We start from the raw sequence: 19,529 nt of genomic DNA, 5'->3' as shown, positions 1-19,529 counted from the left end.
GAGCATTCATGACCACCCGCCGCCTCGTCCTCTCCCGCGGTGCCGCCCTCGTGGGCGCGGCCTCCACCGGCCTGCTGCTGCCGCAGATCGTGCGCGCGCAGTCCGACCGCCTGCGCGTGGGCTTCATGCTGCCCTACACGGGCACCTACGCGCAGCTGGGCGTCGCCATCGAGAATGGCGTGCGCATGGCCATCGCCGAACAGGGCGGCAAGCTCGGCGGCCGCGAGATCGAATGGTTCAAGGTGGACGACGAGTCCGAGCCGTCCAAGGGCGTGGAGAACGCCAACAAGCTGGTCCAGCGCGACAAGGTCGACGTGCTGATCGGCACCGTGCACTCCGGCGTGCAGATGGGCATCCAGCGCGTGGCGCGCGATTCGGGCGTGCTGAGCCTGATCCCCAACGCCGGCGTCCACGCCGCCACCCGGGCCCTGTGCGCGCCCAACGTGTTCCGCACCTCGTTCACCAACAGCCAGCCGACGCTGGCCCTGGGCAAGCCCATGATGGACCGGGGCCTGAAGAAGGCCGTGTGGATCACCTGGAACTACGCGGCCGGCGAGGAGGCCTTCGAGGGCTTCCGCGACAGCTACACCAAGGCCGGCGGCACCATCGTCAAGAAGCTGGGCCTGCCCTTCCCGAATGTGGAATTCCAGGCGCTGCTCACCGAGATCGCCTCGCTGCGCCCCGACGCCGTGGCCTGCTTCTTCGCGGGCGGCGGCGCCGCCAAGTTCATCCGCGACTACGCCGCCGCGGGCCTGAAGGACAAGATCCCGCTGTGGGGCTCGGGCTTCCTGACCGAGGGCGTGCTGGACGCCGCCGGCCCGGCCGCCGAGGGCATCATGACCACGATGCACTACGCGGACTCGCTGGACACGCCGCGCAACCGCCAGTTCCGCACCGCCTACGCCACGCAGTTCAAGATGCAGCCGGACGTGTACGCCGTGCAGGGCTACGACACCGGCCTGCTGCTGGCGCAGGGCATGAAGGCGGTCAAGGGCGACTTCGGCAACAAGAAGGCCCTGTACAAGGCGCTGGAGACGCAGACCATCGACAGCCCGCGCGGCAAGTGGACCATGAGCAAGGCCCACAACCCGATCCAGGACATGTACCTGCGCCGCGTCGAAAACAAGGACAACAAGGTGATCGGCATCGCCGCGAAGGCGCTGTCGGATTCGGGCGCCGGCTGCAAGATGGCCTGAGGCTTTCCCTCCAGGCATCGGGGGCCAGGGCCCAGCGCCTGGCCCCTTTTCACGTATGGACCTCGCCAATTTCCTCATCCAGCTCCTCAACAGCGTCCAGTACGGGCTGCTGCTGTTCATGCTGGCCGCCGGCCTGACGCTGATCTTCGGGATCATGGGCGTGGTGAACCTCGCGCACGGCAGCTTCTACATGCTGGGCGCCTACCTCGCGTGGTCGCTCGCCGGCCAGACCGGCAGCCTGGCGCTGGCCATCGTGCTGGGCACGGCGCTCTCGGTGCTGTTCGGCCTGGTGCTCGAACGCGTGCTGTTCCGCCACTTCTACCACCGCGACCACCTGGACCAGGTGCTGCTCACCTTCGGCCTGATCTACATCTTCGAGGAGATGCGCTCCATCCTGTGGGGCGACGACGTGCACGGCGTGCCGGTGCCGGAACTGCTCTCGGCCTCCATCCCGCTGACCGACACCCTCTCCTACCCCGTGTACCGGCTGTTCATGTCCGGCCTCTGCGTGCTGATCGCGCTGGGCCTGTACCTCACGATCTCGCGCACGCGCCTGGGCATGAAGATCCGCGCCGGCGCCTTCAACCACCAGATGACCGAGGCGCTCGGCGTCAACGTGAAGCTGATCCACGCCGTCGTGTTCGCGCTGGGCGTGGGCCTGGCCAGCATCGCCGGCATGATCGCCGCGCCCATTTCCAGCGTGTACCCGAACATGGGCTCGCAGGTGCTGATCATGTGCTTCGTGGTGGTGGTGATCGGCGGCATCGGCTCCGTGCGCGGGGCGCTTATCTCGGCCCTGCTGGTGGGGCTGGTGGACACCTTCGGCAAGGTGCTGCTGCCCTCCCTCGCCGGCATGCTGGTCTACATGCTCATGGCGGCCGTGCTGCTGTGGAAGCCGGAAGGGCTGTTCCAGAAATGAGCATGGTTTCCGCCAACATCGAGCGGCTGCCGCGCGGCCTGCAGGCCGCGCTGGCGCTGGGCCTCGTCGCCCTGCTCGCCTTTCCCTTCGTCGGCACCGACTTCTACGCCCAGGTGGTCGCGCGCATGATGATCCTGGCGATCTTCGCCATGAGCCTCGACCTGCTGCAGGGCGTCACCGGGCTGGTGTCGCTCGGCCACGCGGCCTTCTTCGGAATCGCCGGCTACGCGCTCGCCTTCCTCACGCCGCAGGGCGAGCCGGTGAGCCTGTGGTGGACGCTGCCGGCGGCCGTGGCCGCCTCGGGCCTCGCCGCGCTGGTGATCGGCTTCTTCGTGGTCCGCACCCGCGGCATCTACTTCATCATGGTCACCATGGCCTTCGCGCAGATGGTGTTCTACCTGTTCTTCGACAACAAGGTGCTGGGCGGCTCCGACGGCATCTACATCAACTTCAAGCCGGTGCTGGTGCCCGGCGATGGCACGGTGGCTTCGCTGCTGGACCTGGAGAACAAGCGCGTCTTCTATTACTTCACCCTGGGCACGCTGGTGCTGGTCTACCTGTTCCTGCGCCGGCTGCTGTTCAGCCCCTTCGGGCGCGCGCTGGCGGGCATCCGCGTCAACGAGCACCGCATGCGCGCCGTGGGCTTCGGCACCTTCGGGTACAAGCTGGCGGCCTTCACGCTGGCCGGGGCGCTGGCGGGGCTCGCGGGCTACCTGTGGGGCGCGCAGACCGGCTTCGTGAACCCCGAGCTGATGGGATTCCACATGAGCGCGCACGCGATCATGATGGTCATCCTCGGCGGCATGGGCAACTTCGCCGGCGCCATCGTCGGCGCCTTCGCCTTCGAGTACATCCTGCACGCCGCCAAGGACCTGCCCACCGTCGGCGGGTTCAACGCCGGCAAGCACTGGCAGCTGTGGGTGGGCCTGTTCATCGTGCTGGTGGTGGTGTTCGCGCCCCGCGGGCTGCTGGGCCTGATGGAACGCGCGCTGCGCCGGCGCGAACGCGCGGCCCCGGCCGCGCCCGTGGAGCTGGAAGAGGAGCGCAGCCATGGCTGAAGCCCTGCTCTCCGCCCGCGCGCTCACCAGGCGCTTCGGCGGCCTCGCCGCCGTGAACGACGTGACGCTGGACCTCTGGCGCGAACGCATCCATGCGGTCATCGGGCCGAATGGCGCCGGCAAGTCGACGCTGACCAACCTGCTGTCCGGCGACCTGGAGCCGACCACGGGCACGGTGACGCTCGCCGGCCGCGACGTGACCGGCTGGAGCCCGGAGCGCATCTCGCGCGCGGGACTGGGCCGCAGCTACCAGAAGACCAACATCTTCCAGCCCTTCACGGTGTGGGAGAACATCCGCCTCGCCGCGCAGTCGCGCACGCCGCACGCCCTGCGCTGGCTGCGTTCCGCCGCCAGCCTGCCGGAGGCCAACACGCGGGCCGAGCGCGCGCTCGAACTCGCCGGCCTGCAGGCCCGCCGCGACCACGTGGCGGGCGCCGCCAGCCACGGCGAGCAGCGCCAGCTGGAGATCGCGATGACGCTCGCCACCGACCCGCAGGTCCTGCTGCTCGACGAGCCGCTCGCCGGCATGGGCACGGCCGAAGCGGAACGCATGGTGGAGCTGCTGCTGCGCCTGAAGAAGGAACACGCCATGATGCTCGTGGAACACGACATGGACGCCGTGTTCACGCTGGCCGACCACCTGACGGTGATGGTCAACGGCCAGGTGATCGCCAGCGGCACGCCCGCGCAGGTGCGCGCCGATGCCGGCGTGCAGCAGGCCTACCTCGGCGAGGAGGAGGCGCATGGCTGAAGCCCTGATCAGCGCGCGCGGCCTGCATTCCTATTACGGCGCGAGCCACATCCTGCGCGGCGTCGACTTCCACGTGGACCGCGGCGAGACCATCGGCCTCATGGGGCGCAACGGCATGGGCAAGAGCACGCTGCTGAAGACGCTCATGGGCATCGTGTGCCCGCGCGCCGGCGCCGTCGAGGTGAAGGGCCGCAACATGGTGGGCCGTCCGACCTACGAGGTCGCGCAGCTGGGCGTCGCCTACGTGCCCGAGGGCCGCGGCATCTTCGGCAACCTGAGCGTCAAGGAAAACCTGCTGATGGCGGCGCGCCCCGGCACGGCCGGCCAGCGCGACTGGACCTACGAGCGCGTGCTCGACACCTTCCCGCGCCTGGCCGAACGCCTGCACCACGGCGGCCAGCAGCTGTCCGGCGGCGAGCAGCAGATGCTCACCATCGGGCGCGCGCTGATGACCAACCCGGACGTGCTCATCCTCGACGAAGCCACGGAAGGCCTCGCGCCGCTGATCGCGCGCGAGATCTGGCGCATCTGCGACGTGATCCGCGCGAGCGGCATCTCCAGCATCATCGTCGACAAGGCCTGGAAGCACGTGACGCAGGTGACGGACCGCAACGTCATCCTCGTGAAGGGCCAGGTGGTGTTCCAGGGCAGCTCGGCCGAGCTGCAGTCGCAGCCGCACCTGCTCGACCAGTACCTCGGCGTCTGAGCCTCCTGCTCGGCGTCTGACGGCGTCCACCTCGGCGTCAGCCTCCTCCAGATGATCTCTTGCGCGCGCGGGCCCCGCGCGCGTGTAGGTTCCGGCCTACGCTCCTTGATCGGCGCTTCCTTCACCGCTCCTTCGCCGCGGCCAACAGAATGGGCTGCACACAATGACGAAGGCCATGAAGCCCCAGCTGCCGAAAGAGGAGAAAAGTTCACGGGTCGAGGCGGAGGTGCGGCGCGCGAGCCACCACCACCGCCAGTTCGAGGTGATGGGCGCGCACCCGACCGAGCGCGGGACCTGGTTCACCGTCTGGGCCCCCAACGCCCGCAACGTCGGCGTCATCGGCAGCTTCAACGGCTGGCACTGCGAGCCGCTCTTCCGGCTCGATGACGGCAGCGGCCGCTGGAGCGGCTTCATCGAGGGCGCGCGCCCCGGCCAGTGCTACAAGTTCCGCATCCAGAATCCCTGGGGCCACTGGATGGACAAGGCGGACCCGTACGCCTTCCGCATGGAGCACCCGCCGGGCACGGCCTCGCAGATCTGGGACCTGTCGCACGAGTGGGGCGACGGCGAGTGGATGCGCACGCGCTGGGAGCGCCAGTCGCACAAGAGCCCGATCTCCATCTACGAGGTCCACCTCGGCTCCTGGCAGCGCGAGGAGGACGGCCGCTTCCTGAACTACCGCGACATGGCGCAGCGCCTCGCGGTGCACTGCCACAACATGGGCTTCACGCACGTGGAGCTGATGCCCATCACCGAGCATCCCTTCTACGGTTCCTGGGGCTACCAGACCACGGGCTACTTCGCGCCGACCTCGCGCTACGGCACGCCGCAGGACCTGATGGTGTTCGTGGACACGCTGCACCAGCAGGGCATCGGCGTCTTCCTCGACTGGGTCCCCTCGCACTTCCCGGCCGACCCGCACGCGCTGGCGCGCTTCGACGGCACCGCCCTGTACGAGCACGACGACCCGCGCCTGGGCTTCCACCCCGAGTGGAACAGCCTCATCTTCAACTACGGCCGCTACGAGGTGCGCGACTTCCTGATCAGCAACGCGCTCTTCTGGCTGGAGAAGTACCACTTCGACGGCCTGCGCGTGGACGCCGTCGCGTCGATGCTGTACCTCGACTACGGCCGCCGCCACGGCGAATGGATCCCGAACGCGCAGGGCGGCAACCAGAACCACGATGCGGTGCGCTTCCTGCAGGACCTCAACACCTCGGTCTACGCGCACTTCCCCGACATCCACATGATCGCCGAGGAGTCCACGGCCTGGCCGGCGGTCTCGCGGCCGGTGGACTGGGGTGGCCTGGGCTTCGGCATGAAGTGGAACATGGGCTGGATGAACGACACGCTGCGCTACTTCTCGCGGCCGCACTTCTTCCGCCACTGGCACGGCGACGACATCCGCTTCTCCGCCGTCTACGCCTTCCACGAGAACTTCATCCTGCCGCTGTCGCACGACGAGGTGGTGTACGGCAAGGGCAGCCTGCTCACGCGGCAGCCCGGCGACGAGTGGCAGCGCTTCGCGGGCCTGCGCAACCTGTTCGGCCTGATGTGGACGCACCCGGGCAAGAAGCTGCTGTTCATGGGCGGCGAGTTCGGGCAGGCCGAGGAATGGCACCACGAGCGCACGCTCGACTGGCACCTGTGGGCGCGCCCCTACCACGCCGGCCTCGCGCGCTGGGTGGCGGACCTCAACGCGCTCTACCGGCGCGTTCCCGCCCTGCACGTGCACGACTTCGACAGCGAAGGCTTCGGCTGGCTGCCCTGCGAGCACCACGAACCGACGATCCTCTCCTTCGTGCGGCGCGGCGCACCGGGCGACGCCCAGGTGGTCGCGATCTGCAACATGACCCCGGAACCGCGCAGCGCCCTGCGGGTGGCGATGCCGGAAGCCGGGAGCTGGCATGAACTCCTCAACAGCGACGCCGCCTTCTATGGCGGAAGCGGCGTCGGCAACCTCGGGCAGGTGCACGCCACCGCCCATCCGGTGGGCGGCTGGCCGGCCAGCGCCCTCGTCGCCGTGCCGCCCCTGGGCACGGTGATCCTTTCCAACCGACCCATTCCAACGACCGATCCGAACCAGGGAGACTTTCATGCCCGCCAATAGGAATGTGCTGGCCTTCGTGATGGCCGGCGGCGAAGGCGCCCGGCTGCATCCGCTGACCGCCAACCGCTGCAAGCCCGCCGTGCCCTTCAACGGCAAGCACCGCATCGTGGACTTCGTGCTGTCCAACCTCGTCAACTCGGAGATCTATTCCATCTACCTGCTGGTGCAGTACAAGTCGCAGTCGCTCATCGAGCACGTGCGCCAGTCCTGGACCATGGCGCGCTTCATCCCGCAGCACTTCATCACCGTGGTGCCCCCGCAGATGCGCCACGGCCCGGCGTGGTTCCAGGGCACGGCCGACGCCGTGTACCAGAACATCCACCTCATCGAGAGCATGCAGCCGGACATCGTGGCCGTGTTCGGGGCCGACCACATCTACCGCATGGACGTGCGGCAGATGATCGACTTCCACGTCCGCAGCAACGCGCACGCGAGCGTCGCGACGATCCCCGTGCCGCTGGACCAGTGCGACCAGTTCGGCATCGTGGAGGTGGACGACGCGCACCGGATCGTGGACTTCAAGGAGAAGCCGCGCGCGACGGAGCCGATGCCGGGCAGCCGCACGCACGCCCTCGCCTCGATGGGCAACTACATCTTCGATGCCGACGTGCTGCTGCGGCAGCTGAAGCGCATGCACGAGAGCGGCGAGACCGACTTCGGCAAGCACATCCTGCCCTCGATGGTGAAGACGCACAAGCTGGTGGCCTACGATTTCGCCACCAACACCATCCCGGGCACCGAGGCCTACGAGGAGCACGCCTACTGGCGCGACGTCGGCACGATCGATGCGTACTACCAGGCGCACTTCGACACGCTGGGCGCGCAGCCCAAGTTCCGCATGACCAACAGGCAGTGGCCGATCTACGCGAGCCCCGACCAGGCGGAATCGGCGCAGATCGAGAACGGCGTGATCAACCGCTCGGTCGTCGGCTCGGGCAGCATCGTCGACGGCGCGCTGCTGGACCACGCGATGCTGCGCCGCTCGGTGCTGGTGGAGCGCGGCGCGCGGCTCGAGCACTGCATCGTCATGGAGCGCTCGCGCATCGGCCGCGGCGCCAAGGTGCGGCGCGCCATCATCGACCAGGACAACGACATCCCGCCGGAGGAAAGCATCGGCTTCGACCTGGAGCGCGACCGCCGGCGCTTCAGCGTCACGCCCTCGGGCATCGTGGTCGTCCCGGCGGGCGCCTTCCCCGCGCGCAAGGCCGCGACCTCGCCCTTCCTCGCGCCCATGGACGAAGCGAACCGCTACAGCGAGGCCGTGCCCCGGATGGAGGTGCTTGCATGACGGCGCAAGCCGTCGGCAGATCCCGCGCGCATCGCTTCAGCCCCCCACCGGCCGCCGCCGGGAGCCCGGCCGCCTGCCCTCCCGGGCGGCCGTGGCCGCTGGGGGCGACCCTGTCCGACGACGGCGTCAACTTCGCCGTCTACGCCAGCGGCGCCGAGGCCGTGGAGGTGTGCCTGTTCGACGCCCAGGGCCAGGAGGAGCAGCGGCGCATCGCCCTGCCTGCCCGCAGCGACGACGTCTGGCACGGCTTCGTCCCGGGCCTCGCCGCCGGCGCCCGCTACGGCCTGCGCGTGCACGGGGCCTACGACCCGCAGCACGGCTGGCGCTGCAATCCGCACAAGCTCCTGCTGGACCCGTACGCGCGGGCGATCGACCGCCCTCTGCGCGGCGCCGCCTGGCAGTACGCCTACCCGCTGGGCCACGAGAAGCGCGACCTGCACATGGATCCGCACGACAACGCCGCGCAGGCGGCCAAGTGCATCGTGGTGGATCCGCGCTTCGACTGGGGCGACGACGCGCATCCCGGCATTCCCATGGAGGAGACCGTCTTCTACGAAGTGCACGTGCGCGGCTTCACGAAGCAGATGCCCGAGGTGCCGGAGCACCTGCGCGGCACCTTCGCCGGGCTGGCCAGCGAGCCGGCCATCGCGCACCTGAAGTCGCTGGGCGTGACCTCGGTGGAGCTGCTGCCCGTGCAGGCCTTCAACGACGAGCGCCGGCTGATCGACCTGGGCCTGGCGAACTACTGGGGCTACAACAGCATCGCCTTCTTCGCCCCGGAGCCGCGCTACCTGGCCGGCGGCGACGTGAACGAATTCCGGCAGATGGTGAAGGCGCTGCACGCGGCCGGGCTCGAGGTGATCCTGGACGTCGTCTACAACCACAGCTGCGAGGGCAACCACCTCGGCCCCACGCTGTGCTTCAAGGGCATCGACAACCGCAGCTACTACCGCCTCACCGAGGACCACCGCCACTACCTGGACTTCACCGGCACCGGCAACACCCTCAACGCGAGCCATCCCGCCATGCTGCGCCTGCTGATGGACAGCCTGCGCTACTGGGTGGACGAGATGCACGTGGACGGCTTCCGCTTTGACCTGGCGCCGGCGCTCGCCCGCAACAGCCATGGCGGCTTCGACCACCGCGGCCCCTTCCTCTCCGCGGTGGCGCAGGACCCGGTGCTCAAGCGCGCGAAGCTGGTCGCCGAGCCCTGGGACCTGGGGGACCACGGCTACCAGGTCGGCGGCTTCCCCCAGGGCTGGAGCGAGTGGAACGGGCAGTACCGCGACCGCGTGCGCGACTACTGGCGCGGCGTGGAAGGCAGCCTGGGCGACTTCGCCGCGGCGCTGTGCGGCTCGGCCGACCTCTACCGCCACTCGCGCCGCGGGCCCTGCGCCAGCGTCAACCTCGTGACCGTGCACGACGGCTTCACGCTGCAGGACCTGGTGAGCTACAACGACAAGCACAACGAGGCGAACGCCGAGGACAACCGCGACGGCGAGAGCCACAACCGCAGCTGGAACTGCGGCGTGGAAGGCCCCACGGACGATCCGAAGATCCTCGCCTTCCGCGCGCGCCAGAAGCGCAACTTCCTCACCACCCTCTTCTGCTCGCGCGGCGTGCCCCTGCTGCTCGGCGGCGACGAGATGAGCCGCACGCAGGGCGGCAACAACAACGCCTACTGCCAGGACAACGAGGTCAGCTGGTTCGACTGGTCCCCGGAACGCCGCGCCGACCCGCTGCTGCCGTTCACGCAGGCGCTGATCCGGCTGCGCCGCGAACTGCCGGTGCTGCGCCACAATGCCTGGCTCACCGGCCAGCCCGACGAGGACAGCCGGCGCGACATCGTCTGGTACAGCGTCTGGGGCCTCGAGATGACTTCGGAGGAATGGACCAATCCCGCCGTGCGCTGCGTCGCCGCCGTGCTGGACGCGCGCTTCGCGCCGGCGCCCTCCGGGGCGGGCGTCAACCGCTCCGTGCTGCTGGTGTTCAACGCCACGGCGGAGGACACGATCTTCACCCTGCCCGCCGTGGCCGGCCACACCGGCGAGTGGGCCTTGCGCATCTACACGCCCGACGGCTATTTCGAGGAGGCCGACGCGCGCTGCTACGCGCCGCCGGCCAAGCTGCGCCTCCTGTCCCATTCGATGGCCCTGCTGACGCAGGCGCCCGAGGAGTGAAGGATGCGCTGCCAGCATGACATGCCCTTCGGCGCCCGGCTCGATGCCGGCGGCGGCGCCACCTTCCGCCTGTGGGCGCCGGCCGCGCAGCAGGTCGAACTCGCCATCGAGGCCGCCGCGGGACCGGCCTTCCACGCCGCGCAGTCCACCGGCGAAGGCTGGTGGCAATGCAGCCTGCCGCAGGCGGCAGCGGGAACGCTGTACCGCTGGCGCATCGACGGCGGCCTGCTGGTGCCGGACCCCGCTTCGCGCAGCAATCCGCAGGGGCCGCACGAGGCGAGCCGCCTGTGCGACCCGGCGCGGTTCGAGTGGGACGAGGGCTGGACCGGCCGCCCCTGGCCCGAGACGGTGCTCTACGAATTGCACGTGGGCGACTTCACGCCCGAAGGCACCTTCGCCGCGGCGGCGGGGCGCCTGCAGGCCCTGGCGGATGCCGGTGTCACGGCCGTCGAACTGATGCCGGTGGCGGACTTCGCCGGCCGCTTCGGCTGGGGCTACGACGGCGTGCTGCCCTATGCGCCGCACCACGCCTACGGCACGCCCGAGGACCTGAAGGCCTTCGTGCAGCAGGCGCACCGGCTGGGCCTCATGGTGTTCCTGGACGTGGTCTACAACCACTTCGGCCCGGAGGGCAATTACCTCCACGCCTACGCGCCGGCCTTCTTCTCGCGGACGAAGCACAGCCCCTGGGGCGCCGCGATCAACTTCGACGGCCCCGGCAGCCGCTGGGTGCGCGAGTTCTTCATCCACAACGCGCTGTACTGGGTGCAGGAGTACCGATTCGACGGACTGCGCCTGGACGCCGTGCATGCGATCAGCGACGACAGTCCCGTGCACGTGCTGGAGGAGCTCTCCCGGCGCGTGCGCGAGGCCACGGCGGGACGGCACGTGCACCTGGTGCTGGAGAACGAGGACAACGGCTACCGCTTCCTGGCGCCGACGCCGCAGCCCGGCCGCTACGACGGCCAGTGGAACGACGACTTCCACCACGTCCTGCACGTGGCGCTGACCGGCGAGACGCAGCGCTACTACCACGACTACGGCGTCCACACGATGGACCTGCTGGCCCGCTGCCTCACGCACGGCATGGTGTTCGAGGGCTCGCGGCGCAAGGAAGGCGGCGCGCGCGAGGTGGTGGAAGCCGCGCCCGCTCAGCCGCTGGGCACGCTGGTGAACTTCGCGCACAACCACGACCAGGTCGGCAACCGCGCGCGCGGCGAGCGCCTGGGGCAGCTGGTGCCCGAGCAGGCGCGCCTGCTGCCGACGCTGCTGGCGCTGCTGACGCCCGCGGTTCCCATGCTGTTCTTCGGCGAGGAATGGGGCGCGGCCGAACCCTTCCTGTACTTCGCCGACTGGCAGGGCGAGCTGCGCGATGCCGTGCGGGCCGGGCGCAAGCGCGAGTTCGGCCACGAGCACGCGGAGGACCTGCCCGATCCCTGCAGCGAGCAGACCTTCCTGGCGAGCCGACCCGACGCCGGGCGGGCCGGCAGCGCGGCGGGGCAGGCCTGGCTGGCCGAGGTGCGCGCGGCGCTGGCTGCCCGCCGGCAGTGGATCACGCCGCGCCAGCACCTGCTGCTCACGGGGCGGCATTCGGCGCAGCGCATCGGCCCTCACGGGCTGTGGGTGCAATGGCGCTACGACGACGGCCGCATGCTGGGACTGGAACTGAACCTGGGCCCCGAAGCGCTGCAGGCGGAGCCGCAGCACATCGGCCCGGTCGAGGCGCAGCTGGTGTTCGCGCATCGCAGACAGGCGGACACGCCGCGCGAAACCTGGCCGGCCTACAGCGCCCGCTGGACGCTCGGCGAGGAGATCACGTTGTGAACGCGCCCGCCGACCACGCGGCCGTGTCGCTCGCCGAGCAGGCACGCCGCCTGGGCGTGGCCGACCGCTACCACGGCTTCTGGGGCAAGGAAGAAACCGTGCCCGACGCGGTGCTGCAGCGCGCCGTGCAGGCGATCGCCGGCGACGGCCGCGCGGCCGAAGCGCAGCAGCTGGGACTGCCGCTGCTGCTGGTGGCGCGCGAAGGCGAAGCGATCGTGCTGCGCTGGACGGCCGGCGGCGAGGCCGCGGCGCGCTGGCAGCTGCTGGCCGAGGACGGCGGCGACGCGCTCGCCTCCGGCGAGCTGCAGCGCAACGGCGACGAAGCCGCGATCGCCCTGCCGCACGGCCTGGAGCCGGGCTACTACCGCGTGCAGCTGGAGGGCGCGCCCGCGCACGAGCATTGCCGCGTCGTGGTCGCGCCGCGCCAGTGCTACGTGCCGCCGGCCCTGCAGCAGGGCGAACGCTGGTGGGGCTGCACCATCCAGCTCTATGCGCTGCGCTCCTCGCGCAACTGGGGCATCGGCGACTTCGGCGACCTGCGGCGCCTGTGCGACGCCGCGGCGCACCAGGGCGCGTCCTTCATCGGCCTGAGCCCGCTGCACGCCCTCTTCCCGCACAACCCCGCCGTCGCCAGCCCCTACAGTCCCTCCAGCCGGCAGGCGCTCAACCCGATCTACCTGGACGTGCAGGCGCTGGTGGACCTCGGCGGCTGCGAGGAAGCGCTGCAGAGGGTGCAGTCCGAACCCTTCCAGGAACGGCTGCACGCGCTGCGCGAAGCGGAGATGGTGGACTACGCCGGCGTGGCCGCCGCGAAGGAGGAGGTGCTGCGCATCCTGTGGCGCCACTTCGAGCGGCACGAACTGGACAAGGACCGTTCGCGCGGCGCCCACTTCCTCGCCTACATGCGCGAGCGCGAGCAGACCACCGGCCGGCACGCGCTGTTCGAGGCGGTGCAGGAGCACCTGCACGCGCAGGACGCGTCGGTCTGGGGCTGGCCCGCGTGGCCCGACGCCTGGCGCGACCCCGAGGGCGCCGAGGTGCAGGCCTTCCGCGCCGCGCATGCGTCTGACGTGCGCTACCGCTTCTGGCTGCAGTGGCTGGCCGAGGTGCAGCTGGAATCCTGCCAGCGCTACGCGCGCACGCGCGGCATGGGCATCGGCCTGTACTGCGACCTCGCCGTCGGCGTCAACGGCGGCGGCGCCGAGACCTGGGGGGAGCACGGGCTGTTCGCGCTGGGCATGCACGCCGGCGCCCCGCCCGACCCGCTCGCGCCCAAGGGGCAGGACTGGGGGCTGCCGCCCTGGAGCCCGCAGCGGCTGCGCGAGGCGCGGCTGCAGCCCTTCATCGCGACGCTGCGCGCCAACATGCGGCACAGCGGCGCGCTGCGGCTGGACCACGTGATGGCGCTGATGCGCCTGTTCTGGACCGGCCCCGACGGCGGCACCTACGTGGAGTACCCGCTGGAGGAACTGCTGGGGGTGCTGGCGCTGGAAAGCCGGCGCCACCAGTGCATGGTGATCGGCGAGGACCTGGGCAACGTCGCGCCGCGCATGCGCGAGGCGATGCGCGAAGGCAACCTGCTGTCCTACCGGCCGCTGCTGTTCGAGCGCGAGGACGACGGGGGCTTCCGCCGGCCCGCGCAGTGGCAGCCCAAGGCGCTGGCGGTGGTCAGCACGCACGACCTGCCGACGTTGCGCGGCTTCTGGCTGGGCGAGGACATCGAGCTCGCGGCGAAGCTGGGGCTCTATCCCGACCCGCAGGCGCACGAGCAGCAGGTGCTGCAGCGCGCCCAGGACCGCGCGCGGCTGCTGCTCGCGCTGCAGCGCGAGGACCTGCTGCCCGAGGGCACCAGCGTGCAGCCGACCTCGCTGCCCGATGCCAGCCCCGCCTTCGTCGACGCGGTCTACGCCTTCCTCGCGCGCACGCCGTGCTGGCTGGTGGGCGTGCAGCTGGAGGACGTGACCGGCCAGCGGCTGCAGGTCAACGTGCCCGGCACCACCGAGGACCGCTTCCCCAACTGGCGCCGCAAGCTGCCGGTGACGGTGGACGGCCTCGCCAGCGATCCGCGCTGGGCTTCGCTGGCGGCGGTGCTGCGCGCCGAGCGCAGCGGGCCGCAGCCGCAGGAAACCGCGCCGCTCGAACTGCCGGACCTCGACACGGCCGACGTGCCCTGCGGCACCTACCGCGTGCAGTTCCACAAGGGCTGCACCTTCGAGCACGTGACCCAGGCCATCCCCTACCTGCGCGCGCTGGGCGTGAGCCACCTCTACAGCTCGCCCTACCTGCGGGCGCGCCCGGGCAGCACGCACGGCTACGACATCGTGGACCACGGCGAGCTCAATCCGGAGGTCGGCGACGCGCTGGCGCACCGGCGCATGTGCCAGGCCCTGCGGCGCAACGGCATGGGGCAGATCCTCGACATCGTCCCCAACCACATGGGCGTGCTGGAAGCCGACAACGCCTGGTGGCTCGACGTGCTGGAGCACGGGCGCGCCTCGGTCCACGCGCAGACCTTCGACATCGAATGGAACCCGGCGCAGCCCGAGATGGCCGGCCGCGTGCTGCTGCCCGTCCTGGGCGACCATTTCGGCAAGGTGCTGGAAGCGGGCGAGATCCAGCTGCACTTCGACGCCGAGGCCGGCGAGTTCGGCCTGCGCTACTGGGACCACCGCTTCCCCATCGACCCGGCCAGCTATCCGGTGATCCTCACGGCCCTGCCCGCGCCGCCCGCGCGCGACGACAGCGAGGGCGACAGCCACGCCGTGGTCGCGGCCCTGCTCGACGCCTTCGGGCGCCTGCCCTCGCGCGACGATCCCGACGAGGAGACGCGGCGCGTGCGCGTGCGCGACAGCGCGGTCTACAAGCGCCAGCTCGCGCGCCTGGCCTCCTGCCACGAATGGCTCGCGCGCTGGATCGAGGGCTGCGTGCGGCACCTCAACGGCCAGCCGGGCGAGCCGGAGAGCTTCGACGCGCTGGAGCGGCTGATCGCCGCGCAGGCCTACCGCCTGGCCGACTGGCGCGTCGCCAGCGACGACGTGAACTACCGGCGCTTCTTCGACGTGAACACGCTCGCGGGCCTGCGCATGGAGCGGCCGGAGGTGTTCGAGGCCACGCACCGCAAGGTGCTGCACTGGCTGCAGGACGGCCTGCTGACCGGGCTGCGCATCGACCATCCCGATGGCCTGAGCGATCCGCAAGCCTATTTCGAGCAACTGCAGGCGCGCTACGCGGCGCAGGCCGAGGTGGGCGGACACCCGCCGCGCGCGCTGTACCTGGTGGTGGAGAAGATCCAGGCCGAACACGAATCGCTGCCCGACGCCTGGCCGGTGCACGGCGACACGGGCTACCGCTTCGGCAGCCTGGTCAACGGCCTCTTCGTCGACCCGCGCAACGAGGACGCGCTGCTGGCCGCCTACCAGGCCTTCACGGACGAGACGACCGGCTTCGACGAGGTGGTGTACCAGTGCAAGAAGCTGATCATCGAGACCTCGCTGTACTCGGAGCTGAACTGGCTCGCGCACACGCTGTACCGCATGACGCGCAGCAACCGGCGCCGCTGCGACTTCACCCGCAACCGCCTGCGCTGGGCGATGGCGGAAGTGGCGGCCGCCTTCCCGGTGTACCGCACCTACCTGCGCGTGGACGAGGCGCCGAGCGCCATGGACCGCCGCCACATCGACTGGGCGATCGCCGCGGCGGAGCGGCGCCTGGGCAAGTCGGAAGCGACCGTGCTGCAGTACTTCCGCGACGTGCTGCTGGGCGAAGGCGAAGGGGCCAACCTGCCGCACGACCTGCGCCAGCGCTTCCTGGCGCGGTGGCAGCAGTTCACGGCGCCGGTGACGGCCAAGGCGATGGAGGACACGGCCTTCTACCGCTACCTGCCGCTGCTGTCGCTCAACGAGGTCGGTGGCGACCCGCGCAGCTTCGGCGTCTCGGTCGCGGCCTTCCACTTCGCCAACCTGAACCGGCAGCGGCACCGGCCGCACTGCCTGCTGGGCACGTCCACCCACGACAGCAAGCGCGGCGAGGACCTGCGCGCGCGCATCGACGTGCTGTCGGAGCTGCCGGCGCAATGGGAGGACTGCCTGCTGCGCCTCTCCGGCTGGGCGCAGCTGTACCTCACGCGCACGCCCGAGCACGCGTGGCCGGCGCAGAACGACATCTGGCTGCTGTTCCAGACGCTCGTGGGCCTGTGGCCCGCGCAGCCGCCGGACGACGCGGCGCGCGAGGACCTGCGCCAGCGCGTGCAGGCCTACATGCGCAAGGCGGTGCGCGAGGCCAAGCTGAACACGACCTGGGTCTGCCCGGAGACCGACTACGAGGACGCGCTGGAGCGCTACGTCGACGGCGTGCTGCGCGCCGGCCCCAGCCCCTTCGCCGACGAACTGCAGAAGTTCACCGCGCGCATCGCGCCCTTCGGCTTCCGCAACAGCCTGGCGCAGCTGGCGCTGAAGTTCACCGCGCCGGGCGTGCCCGACCTGTACCAGGGCTGCGAGCAGTGGAACTTCAGCCTGGTGGACCCGGACAACCGCCGGCCCGTGGACTACGGCGCGCTCGCGCGCAGCCTGGAAGGGCTGCAAGCCCTGTACCGCGACGGCTGGCCCGGCGAGGCGCACTGGACCGAACTGCAGCGCGAGGCCGCCGACGGCCGCATCAAGCAGCTCGTGACCTGGCGCCTGCTGCAACTGCGGCGCGAGCGCCGCCCGCTGTTCCACCAGGGCAATTACCTCGCGCTGTCCGCCGAAGGCCCGGCGGCGGAACATGCCGTGGCCTTCGCCCGCGTGCATGAACGCGAAGCGGTGCTGGTGGTCGTGGCGCGGCTCACCTGCACGCTGTGCCACGGCGACGACGCGGCCTGGTCGCCGGCGCTGTGGGAAGGCACGACGCTCGCCGGCGACGCCGGCCTGCGGCGCTTCCGCCGCTGGCGCAACTGGCTCACCGGCGCCGAGTCCGCGCTGTCCGGCGACGACGACGCCACCCTCGACCTGCAGGCGCTGTTCGGCGGCGCCGGCGGCCTGCCCTTCGTGGTGCTGGTCGCGCAAGCGGAGGCTGCTGCATGAAGATCCTGTTCGCGACGCCCGAGTGCGCCCCCTACGTGAAGACCGGCGGCCTGGGCGATGTCAGCGCCGCGCTGCCCGCGACGCTCGCCGCCCTCGGGCACGACGTGCGCGTGCTGCTGCCCGCCTACCGCGGCATGAAGGTCAGCGGCGAGATCGGCGACGGCGTCGAGCTGCCGCCCTGGGGCGCCTGGCCGGCGGCGCAGCTCGTGCCGGTGAAGACGGCCAACGGAGTCACCCTGCTGCTGCTCGCGTGTCCCGCGCTGTACCAGCGGCCCGGCGGTCCCTACGTCGACGCGAGCGGGCGCGACTACCACGACAACGCGCTGCGCTTCGGCCTGCTCTCGCGCGTGGCCGCGCAGCTGGGCACGGCGCATTCGCCGCTGCGCGGCTGGACCGCCGACATCGTGCACGCCAACGACTGGCCCTGCGGGCTCGCGCCGCTGTACCTGGCGCAGTCGCGCCTGGTCTCGCCGCAGGAGACCGTGGCCGCCAGCGTGCTCACGATCCACAACCTGGCCTTCCAGGGCGTGTTCCCCATGGACACGGCCGATCCGCTGGACGTGCCGCATCCCTGGCGCGGCATGGACGGCGTCGAGTTCTGGGGCCAGCTGTCCATGCTCAAGGCCGGCGTGCAGTTCGCCGACGCCATCACCACCGTGAGCCCGACCTACGCCCGCGAGATCCAGACCCCCGACCACGGCGTCGGCTTCGACGGCATCCTGCGCGCGCGCTCGGCGCGGCTGCGCGGCATCCTGAACGGCATCGACACGCAGCTGTGGAACCCGGCGCAGGACCCGCTGCTGCCGCACCGCTTCGGCCCCGGCGACCTGAAGGGCAAGGCCGCGTGCAAGGCCGCCCTGCAAGGCCACTTCTCGCTGCCGGCCGACAGCGGCGCCATGCTGCTGGCGGTGGTGAGCCGGCTCACGCCGCAGAAGGGCATCGACCTCGTGCTGGGCGCCCTGCCCCGCATCGTCGCGGCGGGAGCGCAGCTCGTGGTGCTGGGCCAGGGCGAGCCGGGACTGCAGCAGGCGCTGCAGGACGCGGCGCAGAAGCACCCGCGCCAGGTCGCCGTGAAGCTGGGCTTCGACGAGGCGCTCGCGCACCTGATCGAGGCCGGCGCCGACGCGTTCCTGATGCCTTCGCGCTTCGAGCCCTGCGGCCTCAACCAGATGTACAGCCAGGCCTACGGCACGCCGCCGATCGTGGCGCCGGTGGGCGGGCTGCTGGACTCGGTGACCGACGCCAGCGCCGACCCGGCGCACGGCACCGGCTTCGTGATGACCGGCTGCGATCCCGCGGGACTCGAAGACGCCCTCGCGCGCGCGCAGCGCGCCTGGCGCGAGCCGCAGCGCTGGCGCCGCATCCAGGCCAACGGCATGGCGCGCCACTTCGGCTGGGAAGACAGCGCGATGCAGTACCTGGAGGTCTACGAGCGCGCGGCGATGGACGCGAACGGCGGCACGCCGGCGGGGCCCGTCACGGGCTCGCTGCAGCGCTGACGATCCGCTCGCCCACGACGTTCTCGCCGAGGAAATCGAGGAAGCGCCGCACCGCCGGCACCATGCCGCGACGCGAGGGGAAGACGGCGAGCACGCGCGCCACCGGCGGCGCCCATCCGGGCAGCACCGGCACCAGCTCGCCGCGGCGCACCTCTTCCCGGCACAGGTAGTCGGGCAGCACGCACATGCCCGTGCCCTGCAGCACCGCGCACTTCAAGGTCGGCAGGTCGTCGGCGGTGTACACGGGCCGGTGCTGGAGTTCGATCGCCGCGCCGCGCGGTCCGTGCAGGTGCCAGGTCGCGCGCCCGTCCGCGGCGGACATGGCCACCGTCGGCAGGTTGTGCAGCTCCTCGGCATCGTTCGGCTGGCCGAAGCGCTGCAGCAGCTGGGGACTGGCCACCAGCGCGCCATGGGTCTCGCCAAGGTTCTTCACCACGAGGCTGCCGCTGTCGTCGAGGTTGGCGCGCACGCGCAGCGCGAGGTCCACGCCTTCCTGCACGAGGTCCACCACGCGGTTGCTCACCTGCATGTCGATGCGCACCTGCGGGTGGGCGGCGAGGAAGCGCGGAATCAGCGGCCCGATGGTGGTCTGCGCCAGCGTCACCGGGCAGGTGATCCGCACCGTGCCGCGCGGCTCGTCGTGCACGCGCGCGACGGCCTCGTCGGCGGCTTCCGCCTGCTCGCGCATCGCGACGCAGTGGCGGTGGTAGACCTCGCCGGCCTGGGTCAGCGAGAGCTTGCGCGTGGTGCGCTGGAGCAGGCGCACGCCCAGCCGGGCCTCGAGCTCGGCGACGCGCCGCGACAGCCTGGACTTCGGCACGTTCAGCGCCCGGCCGGCGGCGGCGAACCCGCCGCGGTCCACCACCTCGGCGAAGAAGAGCATGTCGTTGAGGTCCTGCACGATTCGTCCCATGGATGGAACAATCTATCTTGAAATT

General features: G+C 70.9%; 12 protein-coding genes. 11 read left to right on the top strand and 1 reads right to left on the bottom strand.

The window, feature by feature from the left end; all coding sequences use genetic code 11:
* Positions 1-8: 8 nt before the first annotated feature.
* From ACY0MJ_RS16320 to glgA, 11 genes are all read left to right on the top strand, one after another.
* A complete protein-coding gene (locus tag ACY0MJ_RS16320; protein ID WP_462639569.1) occupies positions 9-1,196 on the top strand; it encodes an ABC transporter substrate-binding protein in 1,188 nt (395 codons plus the stop codon).
* Positions 1,197-1,251: 55 nt separating this feature from the next.
* Positions 1,252-2,115, top strand: coding sequence for a branched-chain amino acid ABC transporter permease (locus tag ACY0MJ_RS16315; RefSeq protein WP_462639568.1), 864 nt, complete (start codon positions 1,252-1,254; stop codon positions 2,113-2,115).
* Positions 2,112-3,173, top strand: coding sequence for a branched-chain amino acid ABC transporter permease (locus tag ACY0MJ_RS16310; protein ID WP_462639567.1), 1,062 nt, complete (start codon positions 2,112-2,114; stop codon positions 3,171-3,173). The genes ACY0MJ_RS16315 and ACY0MJ_RS16310 overlap by 4 nt, the downstream gene beginning before the upstream one ends.
* Positions 3,166-3,924, top strand: a complete 759-nt coding sequence (locus tag ACY0MJ_RS16305; RefSeq protein WP_462639566.1) for an ABC transporter ATP-binding protein — start codon at positions 3,166-3,168, stop codon at positions 3,922-3,924. Before ACY0MJ_RS16310 ends, ACY0MJ_RS16305 begins: the two co-directional genes overlap by 8 nt.
* The gene (locus tag ACY0MJ_RS16300; RefSeq protein ID WP_462639565.1) at positions 3,917-4,630 is read left to right on the top strand and encodes an ABC transporter ATP-binding protein; all 714 of its coding nucleotides are present in this window, start codon (positions 3,917-3,919) and stop codon (positions 4,628-4,630) included. The genes ACY0MJ_RS16305 and ACY0MJ_RS16300 overlap by 8 nt, the downstream gene beginning before the upstream one ends.
* Before the next feature lie 175 nt (positions 4,631-4,805).
* Complete coding sequence (gene glgB / locus ACY0MJ_RS16295) at positions 4,806-6,740, top strand: 1,4-alpha-glucan branching protein GlgB (RefSeq protein WP_462639564.1); 1,935 nt, start codon at positions 4,806-4,808, stop codon at positions 6,738-6,740.
* Positions 6,727-8,028: a glucose-1-phosphate adenylyltransferase gene (locus ACY0MJ_RS16290; RefSeq protein WP_462639562.1), complete on the top strand. Its 1,302-nt coding sequence runs from the start codon at positions 6,727-6,729 to the stop codon at positions 8,026-8,028. The genes glgB and ACY0MJ_RS16290 overlap by 14 nt, the downstream gene beginning before the upstream one ends.
* Positions 8,025-10,208 carry a glycogen debranching protein GlgX gene (gene glgX / locus ACY0MJ_RS16285; protein WP_462639561.1) on the top strand — a complete coding sequence of 728 codons (2,184 nt, stop codon included), beginning with the start codon at positions 8,025-8,027 and terminating at the stop codon, positions 10,206-10,208. The genes ACY0MJ_RS16290 and glgX overlap by 4 nt, the downstream gene beginning before the upstream one ends.
* A 3-nt stretch (positions 10,209-10,211) precedes the next feature.
* The gene (gene treZ, locus ACY0MJ_RS16280) at positions 10,212-12,032 is read left to right on the top strand and encodes a malto-oligosyltrehalose trehalohydrolase (protein ID WP_462639560.1); all 1,821 of its coding nucleotides are present in this window, start codon (positions 10,212-10,214) and stop codon (positions 12,030-12,032) included.
* Positions 12,029-17,092, top strand: a complete 5,064-nt coding sequence (locus ACY0MJ_RS16275; protein ID WP_462639558.1) for a malto-oligosyltrehalose synthase — start codon at positions 12,029-12,031, stop codon at positions 17,090-17,092. Before treZ ends, ACY0MJ_RS16275 begins: the two co-directional genes overlap by 4 nt.
* Positions 17,089-18,591: a glycogen synthase GlgA gene (gene glgA / locus ACY0MJ_RS16270; protein WP_462639557.1), complete on the top strand. Its 1,503-nt coding sequence runs from the start codon at positions 17,089-17,091 to the stop codon at positions 18,589-18,591. Before ACY0MJ_RS16275 ends, glgA begins: the two co-directional genes overlap by 4 nt.
* Here glgA and ACY0MJ_RS16265 read toward each other — a convergent pair.
* Positions 18,569-19,492: a LysR substrate-binding domain-containing protein gene (locus ACY0MJ_RS16265; protein WP_462639653.1), complete on the bottom strand. Its 924-nt coding sequence runs from the start codon at positions 19,490-19,492 to the stop codon at positions 18,569-18,571. The two genes, glgA and ACY0MJ_RS16265, sit on opposite strands and share 23 nt — an antisense overlap.
* Positions 19,493-19,529 lie beyond the last annotated feature (37 nt).

Source organism: Ramlibacter sp. bp-362 (assembly GCF_054956735.1).
The sequence above is the reverse complement of the archived record's forward strand: the minus strand, read 5'-3'. Positions and strand labels throughout refer to the sequence as shown.